Source organism: Variovorax sp. 350MFTsu5.1, from assembly GCF_048302515.1.
GTDB lineage: Bacteria > Pseudomonadota > Gammaproteobacteria > Burkholderiales > Burkholderiaceae_C > Variovorax > Variovorax guangxiensis.
Window position 1 is genome coordinate 6,187,089 of the sequence record NZ_CP157620.1, and the last position, 19,552, is coordinate 6,206,640.

Consider the following 19,552-nt stretch of genomic DNA (forward strand, 5'->3'; position numbering starts at 1 on the left):
GTCTGGCTTGGAAAACGGATGGACGCGCGATGCGCGCAACGCGCTGAGAGCAGGTCAGTCGCCCTTGACGGCGCCGTCGGAAGAAGACGAAGGCGCCGAGCCGCTGACCACCGGGCTGCCGATGCGCAGCTTGGCGATCTCCTGCAGCCCCGGGCCGTCGCGATGGATCGATGTGTCGGCCGCGTCGGGCCGCCAGGTGATGCTGATGGCGCCCGGCGCCACGCCGCGGTTGGCCAGCGCCGAGGTCACGGCCGCGATGCGCTGGTCGGTGAGCTCGTCGCGCTTGCGGGCGTCCCAGTTCTCGGTGTCGCGCGCCACCAGCACGATGTCGGTGGTGCCTTTCTTGGCCGCGCCGGCGATCTGGTCGATGAGCGCGAGCGAGGCGCCGCCCAGCGTGGTCGCACCGAAGTCGAAGGGCACCTGCGTCGCCGTGCCCGTGAGGCGAGCACCGCCCGCACCGCCGGCATTGACGGCCACGCTGCCCTGCGCCACCGGCGAGGTGACGGCCGCTGCCCCCACCGCGGCATCGCCGGGGTTGTCGACCTTGCGCAGCTCGGCCGCGGGCGTGAGCGGAATCGGCTCGCCGCCGCCGGGGCGCATCGTCATGCAGGGCCGGTGGTCGACCTGCGTGACGGCGGCCATCAGGCGCACCACGCCCTCCTCCAGCGCGGCGCGCACGCCCATCTGAACCGGCTCCTGGCCCTTGGCGCCGATGTCCACGTCGTACAGCTTGCTGCCGAAGAAGCGGAACACGTTCAGGCCCACTTCGTAGCCATTGAACTGCTTGGTGAGGCTCACGGTGCGCACCACCATCAGCGACCTGGTGTCGACGATGCGCAGGTCGATGCTCACCGACTGGCTGAAGGTGCGCGCCTTCACGCCCACCTGGTTCACGCCGAACTCGGCGCCGCCCGAGTTGATGTTGTAGTTGAGCTCGGTGATGCCGCCCACGATGAAGTAGTCGGACTTGTTGATGGTCCCGCCGAAGTACGGCAGCCACGGCACGTTCTGCCCGCCGTTGGGGCCGCCGAGCTGGTGCGTGCGACCATCGCCGAGCTGGCGGCGATCGGCATACGCAAGCTCGCGTTCGGCGATCACCGGGTCGAAGCGCTCGGCGATGCTCACCGCGCCGCCGAGCTTGCCGAGTGCCGAATACACCATCAGCGCGCCGCCCTGCGTGATGGCGTTGCCCTCGTTGATGCTGTACTTGCCGGTGTAGTCCTTCACGTCTCCCACGCCGATGATTACCGGTGGGCGCCGCGTGGCCGCGATGTGATCGGCGTAGCAGGCGAGCACCGCCTCCATCGGCGTGACGTTGTCGCGCACCGAGGGGCCGAGCACCACGGGTGCCTCGTTCGGTGCGAAGCGCTGCTGCGGCGCGGAGACGCAGCCGGCGAGCGCCAGCGTGGCGGCGGCTGCGAGGGCAAGGGTGCGTGCGATGCGGTGTTGCATGTCGCGCTCCCGCTCAGTTGAGCACGCCGAAGGCGCAGGCCGAGCTGCCGCCCACGCTCGCCGTCTGCGCGCCGTTGTTGCCCTGCGCCGAGTTCAGCGCCTGGTTGGCCGCGCCCTGCACCTGCGAGCTGGTACCGCCCACGATGCCCGATGCCACCGCGCCCGAGTTGGCCTGCGAGGTGCCCACCGTCGCGCCGCCCAGCGTGCCCACCGCCGTGCGGCTGTCGTTGCCCGATGCGTTCGAGGTGGAGCCGGCGGTGCTCGGCGAATTCGCGACCGTGCTGTTGTTGCCGTCGTTGCCGGTGGAGGTGGCCGAGACGTTGCAGTTGTACTGGCGGCCGATGTAGTTGTTCGTGTTGTAGACAGGTGCCGAGTAGTAGCCGCTCTTCTGCTTGCGGATCATGTCCTGGATCGCGGCCTGGTTGACCTTGTCGGTGCTGGTCTGGAACTGCCATGCGGCGTTCTCACCGACGTTGTTGGCGTGCGCAGCCAGAGGCATGCACAGCAGTGCCCAAAGAAATACGCGTTGCATGACGATCCCTCTTTCGAAAACGCCCCGGCGGATTCACGGGTGCTGCGTTTCGCGATGGGATGCTAGGGATCGGCTGCCATGGCCGGTATCCCTGGAACCGGTAGGCGGCATCCCGCGAACCGGTAGAAATGAAAAAGGACCAAAAAGAAGAGCCGAACAGGCCGGCTCTTCAGGGCACAGGGCGGTGCTGGCCCTGCGCGGATTACGGATGCGGTACTGCAGTGATCAGGCGTGCGCCTTGATCGAATCGGCCAGCGTGTTCACCAGCGTGTCGATGTGCGACTTCCCCACGATGTACGGCGGCGCGATCACCAGCACGTCGCCCGCGGGCCGCACCAGCGCGCCCTTGTGGAAGCAGTCGAGGAAGATCTCGTAGGCGCGCTTGCCCGGCGTGCCCGCGATGGGCGCGAGCTCCACCGCAGCGGCGAGGCCGAGGCTGCGGATGCTGATGACGTTGGGCAGGCCCTTCAAGGTGCTGTGGAAGGCGTCGCCCAGCACCTTGCCCATTTCGCCTGCGCGCGTGAAGAGGTTCTCCTGCCTGAACAGATCGAGCGTGGCGATGGCAGCTGCGCAGGCCACCGGGTGGCCCGAGTAGGTGTAGCCGTGGAAGAACTCGACCACGTGCTCGGGCGCGTCGGTCTTCATCATCGCGTCGTAGAGCTTGTCGCGGCAGATCACGCCGCCCAGCGGGATGACGCCGTTGGTCACGCACTTGGCGAAGTTCAGCATGTCGGGCACCACGCCGAAGTAGTCGGACGCGAAGTTGGTGCCCATGCGGCCGAAGCCGGTGATGACCTCGTCGAAGATCAGCAGGATGCCGTGCTTGTCGCAGATCTCGCGCAGGCGCTTGAGATAGCCCTTGGGCGGCAGGTACCAGCCGGCCGAGCCGGCCACCGGCTCCACGATGATCGCGGCCACGTTGCTCGGGTCGTGCAGCGGCAGGATGCGCGTCTCGAGCTCGACCAGCGGGTCTTCGGCCCACACCGGCTCCTCGTTGTGGATGTAGGCGTGGTTCACCGGATCGTGGATGAAGCGCATGTGGTCCACGCGCGGCAGGAACGCCGAGCCGAACACCTTGCGGTTGCCCGGAATGCCGCCCACAGACATGCCGCCGAAGCCCACGCCGTGGTAGCCCTTCTCGCGGCCGATGAACACATTGCGGTGGCCCTCGCCGCGCGCGCGGTGGTAGGCCAGCGCCACCTTCATCGAGGTGTCGGCGGCTTCCGAGCCCGAATTGCAGAAGAGCACCTTGTTCAGGTCGCCCGGCGCCAGCGAGGCGATCATCTCGGCCGCCTTGAAGGCGCGGTCGTTGCTCACCTGGAAGGCGGTGGCGTAGTCCAGCGTGTCGAGCTGCTGCTTGATCGCCTCGTTGATCGGCTTGCGGTTGTGGCCCGCGCCCACGCACCACAGCGACGAGATGCCGTCGATCACCTTGCGGCCGTCGTGGGTGGTGAACTCCATGCCGTCGGCCGCCACGAACACCCGCGGGTCCTTGCGGAAATGACGGTTGGGGGTGAAGGGCAACCACTGGTTGTCCATGTTGAAGTCCTGGTAGGCCATGTCTCGCTCCTGCGGTTGGGTTATCTGGGAGGGGAAAATCGCGATTCTGGCACCCCTGCCACAATTACGCCCCTGATGACGACCTCTACGCCCACCTCGCCCGCCTACATCCTGAACCTCTACTGCCCCGACCGGACGGGCATCGTGCACGCCGTTTCGGGCTTCCTGCTCGAGCACGGCGCCAACATCGAGGAGGCGGCCCAGTACAACGACCACGACACCGGTCTTTTCTTCATGCGCGTGCGCTTCGCCTGCGGCGCCCACAGCGAGGCCGTGCTGCGCGAGGAACTCAAGGCCTTCGCCACCGGCTTCGGCATGACGCTGCAGCTGCACGCGGCCGCCGAGCCGATGAAGACGGTCATCATGGTCAGCAAGGAAGGCCACTGCCTCAACGACCTGCTGTTCCGCTGGAAGAGCGGCCTGCTCGCCATCGACGTGCGCGCCATCATCTCGAACCACCGCGACTTCTACCAGCTGGCCGCCAGCTACAACGTGCCTTTCCACCACATTCCGGTGACGGCCGCGACCAAGGCGCAGGCCGAGGCAAAGCAGCTGGAAATCATCGAAGCCGAGGGCGCCGAACTCGTGGTGCTCGCGCGCTACATGCAGATCCTGAGCGACAACCTCTGCCGCAGCCTCTCGGGCCGCGCCATCAACATCCACCACTCGTTCCTGCCCAGCTTCAAGGGCGCCAAGCCCTACTACCAGGCCCACGACCGCGGCGTGAAGCTGATCGGCGCCACCGCCCACTACGTGACGGCCGACCTCGACGAAGGCCCGATCATCGAGCAGGACGTGGCCCGTGCCGACCACACCGATACGGTGGAAGACCTCACGGCCCGCGGCCGCGACACGGAAAGCCAGGTGCTGGCGCGCGCGGTGAAGTGGCACAGCGAACACCGGGTGCTGCTGAACGGGCACCGGACGGTGGTGTTCCGCTAACTTGGACTGAAGCCAAGGCCCGCCGGAAGGCGGGTGTAGCATCTCGCGCCAGAAAAAGAGGAGAAGGCGTGATGTTGCGACGTTGGATCGGTGGGGTGTTGCTGGCAGTGCTTGCGGCCGGCCTGTTCGGGTGCTCGGCCAGCGGGCCCCGGTTTTCGGAGATGGCGGGCAGCATGCCGTCGCTGGGTGAGAACGAAGGGCGGATTTACTTCTATCGAAATTCCATCGTAGGCATGGCGGTCCAGCCCGATGTCTCGGTCAACGGCCAGGTGGTGGGCACGTCGCGCCCCAGCAGCTTCTTCTACATCGACCGCCCGGCCGGCACCTACCGGGCCAGCGCCCGGACCGAGGCCGAAGGCACGATCGACGTCGTGCTGCGGCCGAAGCAGACCGCCTATGTCTCGATGAGCATCAGCATGGGCATCCTCGTCGGACATCCGAACTTCGAGCGCGTTTCCGAGGCCGAGGGCCGGAAGGAACTGCAGTCGCTGGCCTACGACGATGCCTTCGCTTCGACCCGGACGGCCAAGGCTTCCGCCGCCGTACCGCCTGCAAACGCTACGACAGCCCCCGCGCCCCCTGCTCCAGCGGCGGTGAGCAAACCCGTGGCCCCCGCGGCAACGGTGGCCGCCGCGCCTCTCGCCCCTGCCCAGCCGACGGCCGCAGCCGCCGCATCGCCGCCTGCCACTCGCGCCACGGCACCATCAGCGCCCGAGGCCACTCCTTTTGCCAAGACTTCCCTTAACGATCTGCGCTTGCTCCTGCAGGCCAACCGCTGAGACGCGCGCGATGAAATACCTGTCTTGCCCGGCGCTTGCAGCGCTCGCCATCGCTCTGCCCGTCCTGACTGCCTCCGCGCAGGATTCGCGCAACACCACCGCGCTCGCGCCCGAGGCGCTCTTTGCCCGCGTCTCGCCCAGCGTCTGGGTGGTGCAGGCCAGCGACGCCCAAGGCAAGGTGCTCGCCACCGGCAGCGCGATCGCCACCGCCGCCGGCACCGCGGTCACCAGCTGCCAGCTGCTCGCGAAGGCCAGCACGGTGACACTCAAGCGCGACAACGTGAGCTACGGTGCCGCGCTGGCGCTGCCCGATGTGGAACGCGACCTATGCCAGCTGCGCATTCCGAACCTGCCCGCCTCCATCGCCGAAGTGGCGCCAGCGAATGCACAGCAGGTCGGCATGCCGCTCTACGTGATCGGCGCACCGCGCGGCAAGGAGCTGACGTTGGGCATCGGCATGCTGGGCGGTATCCGCCGCAGCACAACGGGTGAACTCGAAGCCTTGCAACTGGCTGCTGCGCCGGAGGCAGGGCTCGGTGGTGCCGGGGTGTTCGATGCACAAGGCAGGCTCGTGGGCCTGCTGCCTGCATCGGCCACGGGTGCTGCGATCTCGAACCTCGCCATGCCCGCATCCTGGATCGCGCAGTTGCCCGAGCGCGGCAGGCACGCGGTCGAGCGGCTGGCGTCGCTGCCTGCCGCAGCCCCTGGGAATGGTGGCACCGCAGCCAGTGCCGCCAGCCAGACAGGCTTTGCGAAGGGTCGACCGAGCGTCGTCGAATACCAGCTGCACGACCGCCTCACCAACACCTACCGCAAGGTGATCTACAGGATCGACCCGTCGACGGACGAGCAGATCAGCTTCAACAACGGCGGCTGGGTCGAGAAGCCGAACGGCGAAGTTGTCAGCGTCACTTCGGCCATCGCGGGCGAATTCGATTCGGTCATGCCGCCAGGCGGCTGGGCCAAGGAGAACCTCAAAGAAGAAGCTGCCTGGAGGGCCCGCTACAGCTCCACGCTGGGCGGCTCGCGCTCCAACATGGACCTGAACGCGACGGTGATGGAAGACACCGCGCTGACCATTGGCGGCAGGGAACTCAAGGTCGTGCGCATCGAGTACAGGGGGTACACGCAGCGCTTCCCGAACGCTGGCTCGGTGTTCGGAAACCAGTACGGCCGCTATGTCGCGAACGTCTGGTTCTCGCAGGAACTGGGGCGCGTGGTGCGCTTCGAGGCAGAGACCCGGGGCGGTGCGGGGAGCGTCGCCTTCCAAGTCCGGGAAACCCTCGAGCTGGTCAGCATCCGCTAGAGAGGTTCATGAAGCAGGGCTGCCGCAACGCGGTAGCCCCGCCCACCCGCCGCCGTCAGTTGCGATTCGGATTGTTCGGCCGACGGTCATAGCGGTTCGGCACGCCGTCGCCGTCACGGTCCCAGCGGCCCCTGTCGTAGACCCAGCGGCCGCCGTCCTGGCGCCACTCCGGCGGACGGTAGGCGTAGCCCGGGCGGGCGCGGACCCAGCCGCCGCCGATCCACACGTGGCGGCCGCCACGCCACTCGTAATGTCCCGGCGCCCACACGTACCCGCGGCGCGGCGGGGGAACGCGCTCATAGCGCGGCGGAGGCGGCGGCGTCTGGATGGTGATCACAGGCTGCGCCTGCACGGCCGTCGGAACGGTCAGTGCGCCCACCGACAGAAGCGATGCAGCGCCGACAGAAAGAGCCAATGCAAGTTTTTTCATGAAGAACTCCTCATGAGTTGTTGGAGGAGCCTTCATGCTGCCCAGCCCTTGTGAACCTCCTGTAAGCCGTGCACGAAGTCTTGTGTAAAGCTGTGACGCGCCTTTGGGGTCTTTTTGGCTCTTGCTAGCGCTCACTCACACGCGCAGAAAGCCCGAAAAAGGCTCATTCCTGCAGTTCGCGCAGGTCGATGGCCGCCGCCATCGCCGCATGGCCGGCCTTGTTGGGGTGCAGGTGGTCGCCCGAATCGAACAGCGGGTTCAGCGCCTGCGGGTCGGCCGGGTCACGCAGCGCGGCGTCGAAGTCGATCACGCCGTCGATGTCCTGCTTGCCGCGGATCCAGCGGTTCACTGCCTCGCGCATGGCCTCGTTCGATTCGCTCCAGTAGGGCGTATTCCTGAACGGCGGCACGGTGCCTATCAGTACCTTCACGCCCTTGGCGCGCGCCTGCTTCACGAGCTGCTGCAGCCCCTCGGTGATGCGCTCGGCCGTCGGCATGTCACGCGGCTTCAGTTCAGCGCCCGGCACCTTGGCGAACATCGCGCGGCCGATGTCGTTGGTGCCCAGCAGGATGATCGCGTGCGTCGCGCTGCTCTGCTTCAGCACGTCGAGCTCGAAGCGCGAAAGGCCACTGGGCCCGATGCCGTCGGCCAGCAGGCGGTTGCCTCCGATGCCCAGGTTGAGCACGGCGACGTCCTGTCCGCCAGGCTGGGTATCGCGCAGGCGTGTGGCCAGCATGTCGGGGTAGGCGCCGGTGGTGGCCTCCGTGGTGCCCGCCGTGATCGAATCGCCGAATGCCACGACGGTGCGAACGGACTTGGTGGTGAGCACGTCGAGCCCCGTCACGATCTGGTTGAGCACCAGCGTCGCCGGGTTCCTGAGCTTCGGCGTCATCACCGCGTTGCCGGCCGTCACCCACGTCGTGCCCGACTCCACCATCGACACCGTGGCGAAGGGCGTGGCGCGATCGAAGAAGGCGCTCACCATCACGGTCTGGCCCGCCTGCACCGGCAGGTCGATGCCGTCGCTCCAGGCCTCCGCGCCCGGGGCGATGGTGAGGCTGCTGCGGCCGCCGAAATGAAGCACGCGCAGCGTTGTCGGCGAGAACGCCTCGGCACCGGTGCCGCGCGCAACGCTCGCCGCGGCGATGCGCAGCGGCGTCTTGCCGAAACGATTGGAAAAACGGATGCGGATGCGCTCTCCGTCGAGCGACAGCTCCACCTTCTGGCGAAGCGTCTGCCCGCGCAGGTCATTGCCCGCGGGCGACGAGTAGCCGCCGCCGCCGGGGCTGGCGGCCATCTCGGCGAAGTCGACGGGCGCAACGGCCCAGCTCGCGACCCAGTGCGCCTCGGCAGGCTGGCGCGGACGCCCGTCGGGCGTGACGGCATGCACGCCGACGGCCAGCAGGGCAAGGAAGGAGGCAGCCACCCAGTGTGCGACGGCCACGTCGCGAAGGCGGGCCGCCCATCGGGAAAGCAGGTTCATGCACGCAAAGCGGATCAGTGTACGGAGCCACCGATCCCCCGAACGTGACGAGGTCTAAAGCCCGGTTACCAGGTGTCTACGTAAGCGACGGCCGCTCCTTGCGCCTTCGTCGCGGAAGACAGCCCACGCACCAACCAGGTGCGCGTGTCGGCCGGGTCGATCACTGCGTCGATTTCCAGCGTCTGTGCCATGTGGATGGCCTCGCCGTTCTCGTACTGCTGCGCCACCAGCTTTTTGAACAGCGCATCGCGCTCGGCGCCTTCGGGCGCGGCGGCCAGCTCCTTGCGAAAGCCCAGCCGCACGGCACCTTCCAGCCCCATGGCGCCGAATTCGCCCGTGGGCCAGGCCACCGTGAAAACAGGCGCATCGAAGCCGCCGGCAGTCATCGCCTGCGCGCCCAGGCCATAGCCCTTGCGCAGCACCACGGCGAAGAAGGGCACGCGCAGATGCGAGGCCACCATGAACATGCGGCACACGTGCCGAACCTGCGCCTGCGCCTCGATCTCGGGCCCGACCATGAAGCCAGGCGTGTCGCACAACGAAACAATTGGAAGGCCGTGCGCATTGCACAGCTGCATGAATCGCGCGGACTTGTCGGCCGCCTCCACGTCGATGGCGCCGCCCAGGTGATGCGGGTTGTTGGCCATCAGCCCGACCGGCCTGCCCTCGATGCGCGCGAGCGCGGTGACAATGCCCGCGCCGAAGCCCGCGCGCAGCTCGAGCAGCGAGCCGGTATCGGCCACGCCGCGCATCGCGGCGCGCACGTCGTACACGCGCAGGCGGTTCTCGGGCACCACGTGGCGCAGCGTGCGCGGGTCGGCGCACTGCCAGCCGGTGGTCGCGCCCTGGAAGTACGAGAGGTACTGCTTCGCGGCGGCCACGGCCGCGGCCTCGTCCTCCACCAGGATGTCGATCACGCCGTTGCGCGACTGCACGCCGCTCGGCCCGATCTGCTCCGGCGCGAAGGTGCCGAGCCCACCGCCCTCGATCATCGCGGGGCCGCTCATGCCGATGTTGCTGCCCTTGGTGGCGATGATCACGTCAGCGCAGCCCAGCAGCGCCGCATTGCCCGCGAAGCAGCGGCCATGCACGATGCCCACCACCGGCACCTTGCCCGAGAGCGCCGCGAACTGGCTGAAGGTGTGGTTGTTGAGGCCGGCCACGATCGGCATGTCGGTGTCGCCCGGGCGCCCGCCGCCGCCCTCTGCGAACAGCACCACCGGCAGCCTGAGCTGGTGCGCCACAGCCAGCAGCCGGTCGGTCTTGTGGTGGTTGCGCATGCCCTGCGTGCCGGCCAGCACGGTGTAGTCGTAGGCCAGTACCGCGCAGCGCGAGGCCTCGGGACCGAACTGCTTCGCGTTGACGCTGCCCAGCCCCGTGACCATGCCGTCGGCAGGCGTGTTGGCGATGAGGTCTTCCAGCGTGCGCCGCCGCGTCTGCGCGGCGATGGCGAGCGCGCCGTATTCGATGAAGTTGGCGGGGTCGCAGGCGGTGTCACACAGGTCCGCGATGTTCTCTCGCGCGGTGCGCCCGCCCTGTGCGTGGCGCTTGTCGACGGCCGCCTTGCGGTTGGCGTCGAGCGTGTAGGCATGGCGGTCGATCACCTTGCGCAGGTCGGGGCGGATCGCGTCGAGGTCATGCTCGGCGCGTGCCTCGGCCTGCACGGCCTGCGCATCGACGGCTTCGAGCTGCACCAGCGACTGCCCTTCGACGAGATAGTCGCCCGGTGCGGCCAGCAGCGCCACCACGCGGCCGGCCACCGGCGCGTGCAGCAGGTGCTCCATCTTCATGGCTTCGAGCACGCCGAGCTGCGCGCCGACCGGCAGCACGTCGCCCACCTCGACCTCGAACTGCACCAGGCGCGCGGGCATAGGTGCTTTGACCGTGAGTTCGTCCGACTCGTCATCGGCAGCGACGGCCGCCTGCCCGGTCGGTGCAGCCACCGTCTTTCGCACCTGCTTCTCCAGCGTCGACGCGGCGGCGAGCAGATCGCCCAGATGCGCCTCCACGAAGCGCGTGTGCACCGCCTGCTTCGCGAACTCCGGCCGCGCCGCGATGGCGCGCAGCAGCGCGAGGTTGGTGGCGATGCCGTCGATGTGGCACTCGTCGAGCGCGCGCAGCGAGCGGCGCAGCGCGTCCTCGAAGCGCGGCGAGGGCGAATGCACGATGAGCTTGGCGAGCAGCGTGTCGTAGTGCGGCGAAGGCGCGAGGCCCGCATAGCCGTGCGTGTCCACGCGCACGCCGGGGCCGGCCGGCAGGTCGAAACGCGCAAGCGTGCCGCCCGAGGGCCGAGCGTTGCCCTGCGCATCGAGCGTCTCGGCGTTGATGCGCCACTGCACAGCGAAGCCGCGCTGCGGCGCCGTGCGGCCGGCCTCCACGCCGAGTTCGGAAAGCGGCTGGCCGGCGGCCACGGCGATCTGCAGCTGCACCAGGTCCAGCCCCGTAACCGCCTCGGTCACCGTGTGCTCGACCTGCAGGCGCGGATTGGCCTCGATGAACACGAAGGGCAGCGTCGCCGATGCCGCATCGACCAAAAACTCGAAGGTGCCGAGCCCGCGGTAGCTCACCGCCTTGGCCATGCGCAGCGCGGCCTGCGTGACCTGCGCGCGCAACGCCTCGGGCAGCGAGGGGCTGGGCGCGATCTCCACCAGCTTCTGGAAGCGCCGCTGCAGCGTGCATTCGCGCTCGCCGAGGCTGGCCACGGCCTTGCCGTCGCCGATCACCTGCACCTCGATGTGCCGCGCGTTCAGCATCAGTCGCTCGACGTACACGCCCTCGATGCCGAAGGCCGCCCTGGCTTCGGACATGCAGCGCGCATGCGCCTCGGGCAGATCCTGCGCATTGAGCACGGCCCGCATGCCGCGCCCGCCACCGCCGCCGATGGCCTTGACCATGACGCCCGCGCCCTGCGCCTGTTGCTCGGCGAAGAAGTCCTGCGCCTGCGCGAGCGTCACGGCGCCGGCGCTGCCGGGCATCACCGGCACGTCGCACTGCGTGGCGAGCTCGCGCGCGCGAGCCTTGTCGCCGAACAGGCCGAGCTGCTCCGGCGTGGGCCCGATGAAGACCAGGCCTGCGTCCGCGCAGGCCTGCGCGAAATCGGCGCGCTCGCTGAGGAAGCCGTAGCCGGGATGCACCGCATCGCAGCCCTGCGCCTTCGCCACGGCGATGAGCGCAGCGACGTCGAGATATGCGGAAGGTCCGGTGGCATCGAGCGCCACCGCCGTGTCGGCCAGCTGCACATGCAGCGCGGCGGCATCGTCTCGCGCGTGCACCGCCACGCTGGCGATGCCCAGGTCGCGCAGCGCGCGCACCAGGCGCACCGCGATCTCGCCGCGGTTGGCAATCAGAACTTTGGAGAACAGCAAACGGAACCTCTCAGCTTTTGTCTTTGAGCAGGCGGCGCAGCACCTTGCCCGCACCAGTGGTGGGCAGCGCGTCGATGAAGCTCACCGCGCGCGGCGCCTTGTAGCTCGCCATGTTGTCGCGCGCCCAGGCGATAAGCGCATCGGCTTCGAGCACGGCACCGGGCTTGCGCACGATGAAGGCCTTCACCACCTCGCCCTTTTCGGCGTCGGGCTGCGCGACGACGGCCGCCTGCGCCACCGCCGGATGCTTGATGAGAATGGTCTCGACCTCCTCTGGGAACACGCTGTAGCCCGAGACCTTGATCATTTCCTTGAAGCGGCCGATGAAGGTCAGGTAGCCGTCGGCGTCGATCTTGCCCATGTCGCCCGTGTGCACCCAGCCGTCGCGCAGCGTGGCGGCGGTGGCCTCGGGCTTGTTCCAGTAGCCCTTGAAGGTGCCGGGGCTGGTGAGCACGATCTCGCCGACCTCGCCCGCGGGCAAGTCGGCCTGCGTGTCGGCATCGACGATGCGGATCGTCACGCCCGGCACCGGCACGCCCTGCGTGCCCCAGCGCGGCGCATGGTGCGGCGTGTAGGTGTCGCAGGTGTGGGTCTCGCTCAGGCCGTAGGCGGCCTCGAAGGACGTGCAGTTGGGCGCATGCGAGCGCCACTGCAGCGCCAGCGGCTCGGTGAAGGCGATGCCGAAGCTGGTCACCGGGTTCATCTTCAGGCTGCGCAGGTCGAAGGATGCGATGTCCGGCACCTGCATGCAGGCCACGTTCATCGGCGCGATGCTGTACCACCAGCTCACCTTGTACGCGGCGATGGCCTGCAGCGCCGCGCGCGGATCGAAGCGGTGCAACAGCACCGAGGCGGCGCCGGTGAGCACCGGCACGTTGACGCCCATCAGCATGCCGGCGATGTGATACAGCGGCGCGATCGAGAGCAGCACGTCGTCGGGCCCCACGCCGTTGCAGTCGGCGGCAGCGCGCGTCTTGAAGAGCGCGTTGCCGTAGCTCAGCATCGCGCCCTTGGGCAGGCCGGTGGTACCGGATGTGTAGGTCATGAGCGCGACGTCGTCCATGCCGATGGCCACGGGCTGCGGCTTCGCATCGGCGCGCATCACGGCGAGGAAGTCTTCGCAGTCCTCGGGCACGCTGCGTTCCGCCTTGCGTTCGGCGGCGAGTTCGGCCGGAAGATCGAGCGCAGGATCGGCCGGCAGCAGGTCGGCGTAGTGCACCACGAACACGTGCTCGAGCGAGCTCCCGGGCTGCACCTTGCGCACCACCGGCAGGAGCGGCGCGGCCGCGACGATCACGCGCGCCTTCAGGTCGTTGACCTGGTAGGCCAGCTCGTGCTCCTTGTTGAGCGGCCCGCTCGGGCAGACGATGGCGCCGATCTTCTGGATGCCGAAGTGCGCCACCAGGTACTGCGGGCAGTTGTTGAGGAAGAGCACCACCGGCTCGCCCTTCTCCACGCCCAGCGCCTGCAGCCGCGCGGCGAAGGCGTCGCTGGCGCGGTCGAGCGCGCCCCAGCTCGTCGCGTGGCCGTACCAGATACAGGCGGGGCTGTCGCCGCGCTCTCGCGCGTGGGTGCGCAGGTACTCGTGCAGGGTCTGCTGCGGGCGGTCGGGCAATGTCTCCATGGCGTCACTTTCTCAGGGTTATCGATAGCAGCCCGCAAGGGGCTGGCGCTTGCCAATGGTGCATGGTGCACGAACAATCCTACCCATGGGTATAACTTCCGCGACACGGCAAAAACCCTCTGGCTCCGCAGACCAGAGCGGCGTCACGGCGCAGCCGCACCTGCCCCAGGGCACGGGCCGCCAGCGCGCGGCCACGCAGGGCACCGACACGCAGCGCGAGCGCATCCTGCAGGCGGCCGCGCAGCTCTTCGCGGCACAGGGCTACGCCAACACCACCATGGCGCAGATCGTGCGCGAGCTGGGCATGACCAAGCCCTTCGTGTACTACTACTTCCGCGACAAGCAGGAGATCTTCGAGACGCTGTCGTGGCGCCCCGCGGTCGACTGCTTCACCGCGCTCGACTTCGCCGCAACCGACCCGCGCCGCGCAAGCGAGAAGGTGCTCGACGGCCTGGAGCGGCTGATCCGCGCGACCATCTCGCACCACCCGGTGGCCTTCTTTCCCTACCGCGAGCCGCAGGTGTACCGGCCCGAGTACATCGCCGCGCAGAAGAAGCTGGCGCATCACTTCTACGAGCGGCTGTGCCCGCTGCTCGAAGAGGCGCGCGCCGACGGCGACCTCGACTTCACCGAGACCAAGATCACCGCGCTCGCGGCCTGCAGCCTGCCGGGCTTCCTCTACAGCTGGTACCGCCCGGGCGGGCGCCTCTCGCCCGACGAGGTGGTGGCCGAGCTCACGAAGCTGGCCAGCCGCGTGATCGGGCTGCGAACGAAGAACTGAAGACAACACCTCCGGAGACAAAGCACCATGAAGTTCAGGAAAGCGCCTCTGGCGCGGATCGCCCTTGCCTGCCTGCTGGCCGCGGCCGGCGCATCGCATGCCCAGCAGGCGACCTACAAGATCGCCTACATCGACCCGCTGTCGGGGCCCTTCGCCAACGTGGGCGAGCTGATGCTGATGCACACGCAGTACGCCATCGAGGACATCAACGCGAAGGGCGGCGTGCTCGGCGGCACGAAGCTGCAGCTGCTGCAGTTCGACAGCAAGCTCTCGGCCCAGGAAAGCCAGAGCGCGCTGCAGGCGGCGATCGACCAGGGCGCGAAGGCCATCGTGACCGGCGGCTCGGGCTCCTCGGTGGTCACGGCGCTGGTGCAGTCGGTGGCGCGCTGGAACCAGCGCAACCCGGGCAAGGAGCTGATCGTGCTGAACCACTCCTCCATCGATCCCGAGATGACGGGCAAGGCCTGCAGCTTCTGGCACTTCCAGACCGAAGCCAACACCGCGATGAAGATGAAGGCGCTGGCCAACTACATCAAGAAGACGCCCGAGGTGAAGAAGGTCTACCTGCTGAACCAGGACTACGCACACGGCAAGCAGTGGGCGAGCTACGGCCGCCAACTGGTGGGCCTGGCGCGGCCGGACATCCAGTTCGTGGGCGAGACGCTGCACCCCATCGGCCGCGTGAAGGACTTCTCCCCCTACATCGCCAACGTGAAGCAAAGCGGCGCCGACTCGGTCATCACCGGCAACTGGGGCCAGGACATGACGCTGCTGCTGAAGGCCGCGGGCGATGCCGGCTACAACCTGCGCTACTTCAACCACAGCGCGGGCTCGGTGCCGGGCACGGTCACGGCCGTGTCGCAGGCCAGGCTGGGCCAGCTGACCTGGGTGGCCGAATGGCACCCGGGCGAGGCCGACACGCCCAAGGTGGACGCGCTGGCCAAGGCCTACAAGGCCAAGACCGGCAAGGACTTCCTCGCACCGCGCATCGACATGACGCCGCGCCTGCTGGCCGCGGCCATCAACAAGGCCGGCTCCACCGACACGGTGAAGGTCGCGCATGCCCTGGAAGACCTGAACTTCGACTCGGTGGTGGGCCCCGTGCGCATGCGCGCCGAAGACCACCAGCTGCTGCTGCCGCAGGTGGTCAACACCATCGTGCCGGTGGACGGCAAGACGGTGAAGACCGGCTGGGAAGGCACCAACTACGGCTTCCGCACCGACGCGGTCTATACCGGCAACGAGCTCGCGCAAGGCACGGAGTGCAAGATGGTCAGGCCCTGAGCGTGCACTTTCTTCGCGACTGCTGAAGAGGACGGGGGTTGTAAGGGAAACCCCGTCCTGCCTGCCGCCTGTGCCGTCGGGATACTCCGGCTTCGAAGCCCGGATATCAGAGGCGGGTCCATTCCAAAGGCACAACAAGACCATGGCAGGCAAAAACTCGCTCCATCCGATCCCGCATCCGGCGAAGAAACCCTTCGTCGGCAACCTGCTGTCGATCGGCTCCGACTCTCCCGTGCTCGACATGTGGAAGATCGCGCAGGACCTGGGCGGCATCTACTGGCTGGACATGCCGGGCATGCCGGTGATCGTGGTGTCCTCGCCCGCGCTGGTGGACGAGCTCTGCGAGGAGGAGCGCTTCGACAAGAGCACGCGCGGCGCGCTGCGCCGGCTGCGCGCGGCCTCGCACGGCCTCTTCACCTCCGACACGCACGAGGAGACCTGGTCGAAGCCGCACAACATCCTGCTGGCCAACTTCAGCCAGCGCGCGATGCAGGCCTACCACCCGATGATGCTGGACATCGCCGGGCAGCTGGTCACCAAGTGGGAGCGGCTGAACTTCGACGAAGAGGTGGACGTGGTGCGCGACATGACCGCGCTCACGCTCGACACCATCGGCCTGTGCGGCTTCGGCTACCGCTTCAATTCCTTCTACCGCGAAGGCTTCCACCCCTTCGTCGACGCGATGGTGCGCACGCTGGAGACGGTGCAGAACCGCCGCGGCCTGCCGCTGGAAGAGCTGATGCTGAAGAAGGAGCTCGCGCAGCAGCGCAAGGACATCCGCTACATGCACAAGATGGTGGAGGACATCATCGAGGAGCGGCGCGCGAGCGGCGCCGACATCGCCACCAAGCCCGACCTGCTGAGCTACATGATCGCGGGCGTGGACAAGAAGAGCGGCGAGAAGCTCACCGACAAGATGATCCGCGACGAGTGCATCGAATTCCTCATCGCGGGGCACGAGACCACCAGCGGCCTGCTCTCCTTCGCCATCTACTTCCTGCTGAACAATCCCGACGCCATGGCCAAGGCGCAGGCCGAGGTCGACAGCGTGTTCGGCCCCGACACCACGCAGAAGCCCACCTACGCGCAGGTCAACCGCCTGCAGTACGTGATGCAGGTGCTGAAGGAGTCGCTGCGCCTCTACCCCACGGCGCCCGCGATCTCGATGCGCGCAAAGGAAGAAACGAAGATCGGCGGCCAGTACACGATCAAGAAGAACAACATGGTCATCATGCATGCGCTGGCGCTGCATCGTGACAAGGGCATCTGGGGCGAGGACGCCGACCGGTTCAACCCCGACCACTTCAGCCGCGAGGCAGAGCGCGAGCGCCCGGTGAACGCCTTCAAGCCCTTCGGCAACGGCCAGCGCGCCTGCATCGGGCGGCAGTTCGCGCTGCAGGAGGCGGTGCTCACGCTGGGCATGATCCTGCAGCGCTTCAACCTGGTGGACCACACGGGCTACAAGCTGAAGATCAAGGAAGCGCTGACGATCAAGCCCGAGAACTTCAGGATCAAGGCGCTGCTGCGCGACCCGGCCACGCGCCCGCGCGGCAACATGAGCGACGCGGCCGCGGCGCCGGTACAGCCCGCCAAGGCGGCCGAGCGCAAGCCGCAGGCGGCGCGCCATGGCACCTCGCTGCTGGTGCTGCAGGGCTCCAACCTCGGCACCGCCGAAGACCTGGCACGACAGCTCGCCGAGGCCGGCGAGATGCGCGGCTTCTCGACGCAGCTGGCCTCGCTCGACGACTACGCCGAACGGCTGCCGGCCAACGGCGCGGTCGCCATCGTCTGCGCCTCGTACAACGGCGCCGCACCCGACAACGCGGCGGAATTCCACCGCTGGCTCGACAAGGCCGACGATTCGCTCAACGGCGTGCGCTTCAGCGTCTTCGGTTGCGGCAACACCGACTGGGCCTCCACCTACCAGGCCGTGCCGCGCCGCATCGACGAGCGGCTCGAGGCGCTGGGCGCCGCGCGCATCCACTCGCGCGGCGAAGGCGATGCGCGCGAGGACATGGACGGCGCCTTCCAGGACTGGAGCGACGCACTCTGGCCTGCGCTGTCGAAGGCCTTCGGCATCAAGACGGGTGCCGACATGCCCGCGCAGAGCGAGCCGCTCTACACGCTGGAAGAGCTGCCGCCGCCGCAGAAGAACGCGATCGTCGATGCGCTCGGCGCGGTGGCGATGCGCGTCATCGAGAACCGCGAACTGCAAAGCGGTGGCAACGGCGAGGCCGGCCGCTCCACGCGCCACGTCGAGCTGATGCTGCCCGAGGGCCTCGTCTACCGCGCCGGCGACCACCTGAGCGTGGTGCCGCGCAACAGCCCGGCGCAGGTCGAACGCGCGATGGCGCGCTTCGGCTTCGACCGCACGGCCCATGTGCGGTTGCACGCGGCCACGGGCCGCAAGGCGGCGCTGCCGGTGGAGCAGGTGATCGCGGTAGACCGCCTGCTGGGCGACTATGTCGAGCTGCAGGACGTGGCCACGCGCAAGCAGATCGCCACGCTGGCGGCGTACACCGAGTGCCCTTTCACGAAACCCAGGCTGGAGGCCCTCTCGGGCAGCGACGAGGCCTCGCAGGCCGCATACAAGGCCGAGGTACTGCACAAGCGCAAGTCGCTGCTCGACCTGCTGGAAGAGCACCGCGCCTGCCAGGTGCCGTTTGCCGTGTTCCTGGAGATGCTGTCGCCGCTCTCGCCGCGCTACTACTCGATCTCGTCCTCGCCCGCAATGACGCCGGGCCGCTGCAGCGTGACGGTGGGCGTGGTGAGCGGGCCCGCCAAGTCTGGCATCGGCACCTTCGAGGGCGTGTGCTCCAACTTCCTGGCGCGCACCGAGGCCGGCGACACGGTGCACGGCGTGGTGCGCGAGACCACGGCCGAAGGCTTCAGGCTGCCGGAGGACGCGACCCGGCCGCTCATCATGATCGGCCCCGGCACCGGGCTCGCCCCGTTCCGCGGCTTCCTGCAGGAGCGCGCGGCGCAGGCCGAGGCGGGCACCGCGCTCGGCGAGGCGCTGCTTTTCTTCGGCTGCCGCCATCCCGAGCAGGACTTCATCTATGCCGACGAACTGCAGGCCTGGGCGCATCGCGGCCTGATGAAGCTGCACACCGCCTTCTCACGCGCGGGCGAGCGCAAGGTCTACGTGCAGGACCTGATCCGCGAGCAGGCCGCACACGTGTGGAAGCTGCTGGAAGCCGGCGCGGTGGTCTACGTGTGCGGCGACGGCTCGCGCATGGAGCCCGATGTGCGTCGCACGCTGAGCGACCTTGCGCGCGAGCACGGGCACGACAGCACCACGTGGATGGACAAAATGATCGCGGACCAGCGCTACGTGCTGGACGTGTGGGCGGGGAACTGAGGCGGCGGCGGAAGCTCAGGCTTCCAGCTCTGGGGCGAAGGCGTCGAGCGTGCCGCGCACGCACCAGCCGTCGGCGGTCAGCGCCATCACCCTGTCGGAGAGCCCTTCGGACCCGGCAGCCGCCCTGAGCTTTTCGGCGGCAGCGCACATGCGGCCCAACGCTTCGGCGCCGCCGCGGCTCTCGGCGAAGTAGACGACGTCGCGACTCGGCACCACCGCGATCAGCTCGCCCTCGAAGCCCTGCGCAAGCTGCTGCCAGAGATCGGGCAGCAGCAGCATGCAGGCCTCGAAGCCGTCGCCCGCGACGAGTGCCCTGTAGCAGCCGAAATCCCGCGTGCGGACGTTGGGCGCCACGAGCCGCAGCATGTTGTCGATGGCCAGTTCGTACATCGACTGCGTGTCGAGTCCTGTCTCCAGCAGCCCCTCGCGGGTCAGCGTGACGAACCGCGCCGAAGTGTCGACCACGAAGCTCACCAGCAGGTCGGAATCCGCGGCAAGGGGAAAGGCCACCGGTTCGTGCGCTTCGCGGTTGCCTCCGAGCGTCTCGATCAGGTCCAGCACCGGCCGCATCGCCTGCTCCACGAAGCCGGCATGCCTGATGCGAGGGTAGATGGGCGGGAGGCTGTGCATGGTGCGCCATTGTTTTGGGCGGA

14 protein-coding genes are annotated in these 19,552 nt (G+C 68.3%); 6 read left to right on the top strand and 8 right to left on the bottom strand.

Annotated elements, in window-relative coordinates:
* Positions 1-54 precede the first annotated feature (54 nt).
* From ABL843_RS28085 to ABL843_RS28095, 3 genes are all read right to left on the bottom strand, one after another.
* Positions 55-1,452 (bottom strand): CsgG/HfaB family protein, encoded by a 1,398-nt coding sequence (locus ABL843_RS28085; protein WP_418118105.1) that lies wholly within the window; start codon positions 1,450-1,452, stop codon positions 55-57.
* A gap of 13 nt (positions 1,453-1,465) precedes the next feature.
* Positions 1,466-1,984 (bottom strand): hypothetical protein, encoded by a 519-nt coding sequence (locus ABL843_RS28090; RefSeq protein WP_418118108.1) that lies wholly within the window; start codon positions 1,982-1,984, stop codon positions 1,466-1,468.
* 225 nt (positions 1,985-2,209) lie between these two features.
* The gene (locus ABL843_RS28095) at positions 2,210-3,544 is read right to left on the bottom strand and encodes an aminotransferase class III-fold pyridoxal phosphate-dependent enzyme (RefSeq protein WP_418118109.1); all 1,335 of its coding nucleotides are present in this window, start codon (positions 3,542-3,544) and stop codon (positions 2,210-2,212) included.
* A gap of 75 nt (positions 3,545-3,619) precedes the next feature.
* Between ABL843_RS28095 and purU the strand changes: the two genes are divergently transcribed.
* The 3 genes from purU to ABL843_RS28110 all read left to right on the top strand — a co-directional run bounded on the left by purU (position 3,620) and on the right by ABL843_RS28110 (position 6,571).
* Positions 3,620-4,486, top strand: a complete 867-nt coding sequence (gene purU / locus ABL843_RS28100; protein WP_126025818.1) for a formyltetrahydrofolate deformylase — start codon at positions 3,620-3,622, stop codon at positions 4,484-4,486.
* Between the two features lie 71 nt (positions 4,487-4,557).
* Positions 4,558-5,265: a DUF2846 domain-containing protein gene (locus ABL843_RS28105; RefSeq protein ID WP_418120531.1), complete on the top strand. Its 708-nt coding sequence runs from the start codon at positions 4,558-4,560 to the stop codon at positions 5,263-5,265.
* Between the two features lie 10 nt (positions 5,266-5,275).
* Positions 5,276-6,571, top strand: a complete 1,296-nt coding sequence (locus ABL843_RS28110) for a S1 family peptidase (RefSeq protein ID WP_418118110.1) — start codon at positions 5,276-5,278, stop codon at positions 6,569-6,571.
* 55 nt (positions 6,572-6,626) lie between these two features.
* On the opposite strand, the gene ABL843_RS28115 is transcribed toward ABL843_RS28110, so the two are convergent.
* The 4 genes from ABL843_RS28115 to ABL843_RS28130 form a co-directional block, all read right to left on the bottom strand.
* A complete protein-coding gene (locus ABL843_RS28115; protein ID WP_184642047.1) occupies positions 6,627-7,001 on the bottom strand; it encodes a YXWGXW repeat-containing protein in 375 nt (124 codons plus the stop codon).
* Between the two features lie 163 nt (positions 7,002-7,164).
* Complete coding sequence (locus ABL843_RS28120; RefSeq protein ID WP_418118112.1) at positions 7,165-8,484, bottom strand: GDSL-type esterase/lipase family protein; 1,320 nt, start codon at positions 8,482-8,484, stop codon at positions 7,165-7,167.
* Between the two features lie 65 nt (positions 8,485-8,549).
* On the bottom strand, positions 8,550-11,846 hold the full coding sequence (locus ABL843_RS28125; protein WP_418120532.1) for a carboxyl transferase domain-containing protein: 3,297 nt from the start codon (positions 11,844-11,846) through the stop codon (positions 8,550-8,552).
* Between the two features lie 13 nt (positions 11,847-11,859).
* The gene (locus tag ABL843_RS28130) at positions 11,860-13,473 is read right to left on the bottom strand and encodes an AMP-binding protein (protein ID WP_418118113.1); all 1,614 of its coding nucleotides are present in this window, start codon (positions 13,471-13,473) and stop codon (positions 11,860-11,862) included.
* Positions 13,474-13,558: 85 nt separating this feature from the next.
* On the opposite strand from ABL843_RS28130, the gene ABL843_RS28135 reads away from it, so the two are divergent.
* From ABL843_RS28135 to ABL843_RS28145, 3 genes are all read left to right on the top strand, one after another.
* On the top strand, positions 13,559-14,254 hold the full coding sequence (locus tag ABL843_RS28135) for a TetR/AcrR family transcriptional regulator (protein ID WP_184642050.1): 696 nt from the start codon (positions 13,559-13,561) through the stop codon (positions 14,252-14,254).
* A gap of 27 nt (positions 14,255-14,281) precedes the next feature.
* Positions 14,282-15,538: a branched-chain amino acid ABC transporter substrate-binding protein gene (locus ABL843_RS28140; protein ID WP_184642051.1), complete on the top strand. Its 1,257-nt coding sequence runs from the start codon at positions 14,282-14,284 to the stop codon at positions 15,536-15,538.
* A gap of 142 nt (positions 15,539-15,680) precedes the next feature.
* Positions 15,681-18,899 (top strand): bifunctional cytochrome P450/NADPH--P450 reductase, encoded by a 3,219-nt coding sequence (locus ABL843_RS28145; RefSeq protein WP_369660648.1) that lies wholly within the window; start codon positions 15,681-15,683, stop codon positions 18,897-18,899.
* A 15-nt stretch (positions 18,900-18,914) separates the two neighbouring features.
* On the opposite strand, the gene ABL843_RS28150 is transcribed toward ABL843_RS28145, so the two are convergent.
* Positions 18,915-19,529 carry a hypothetical protein gene (locus ABL843_RS28150; protein ID WP_418118114.1) on the bottom strand — a complete coding sequence of 205 codons (615 nt, stop codon included), beginning with the start codon at positions 19,527-19,529 and terminating at the stop codon, positions 18,915-18,917.
* Between the last annotated feature and the right edge of the window lie 23 nt (positions 19,530-19,552).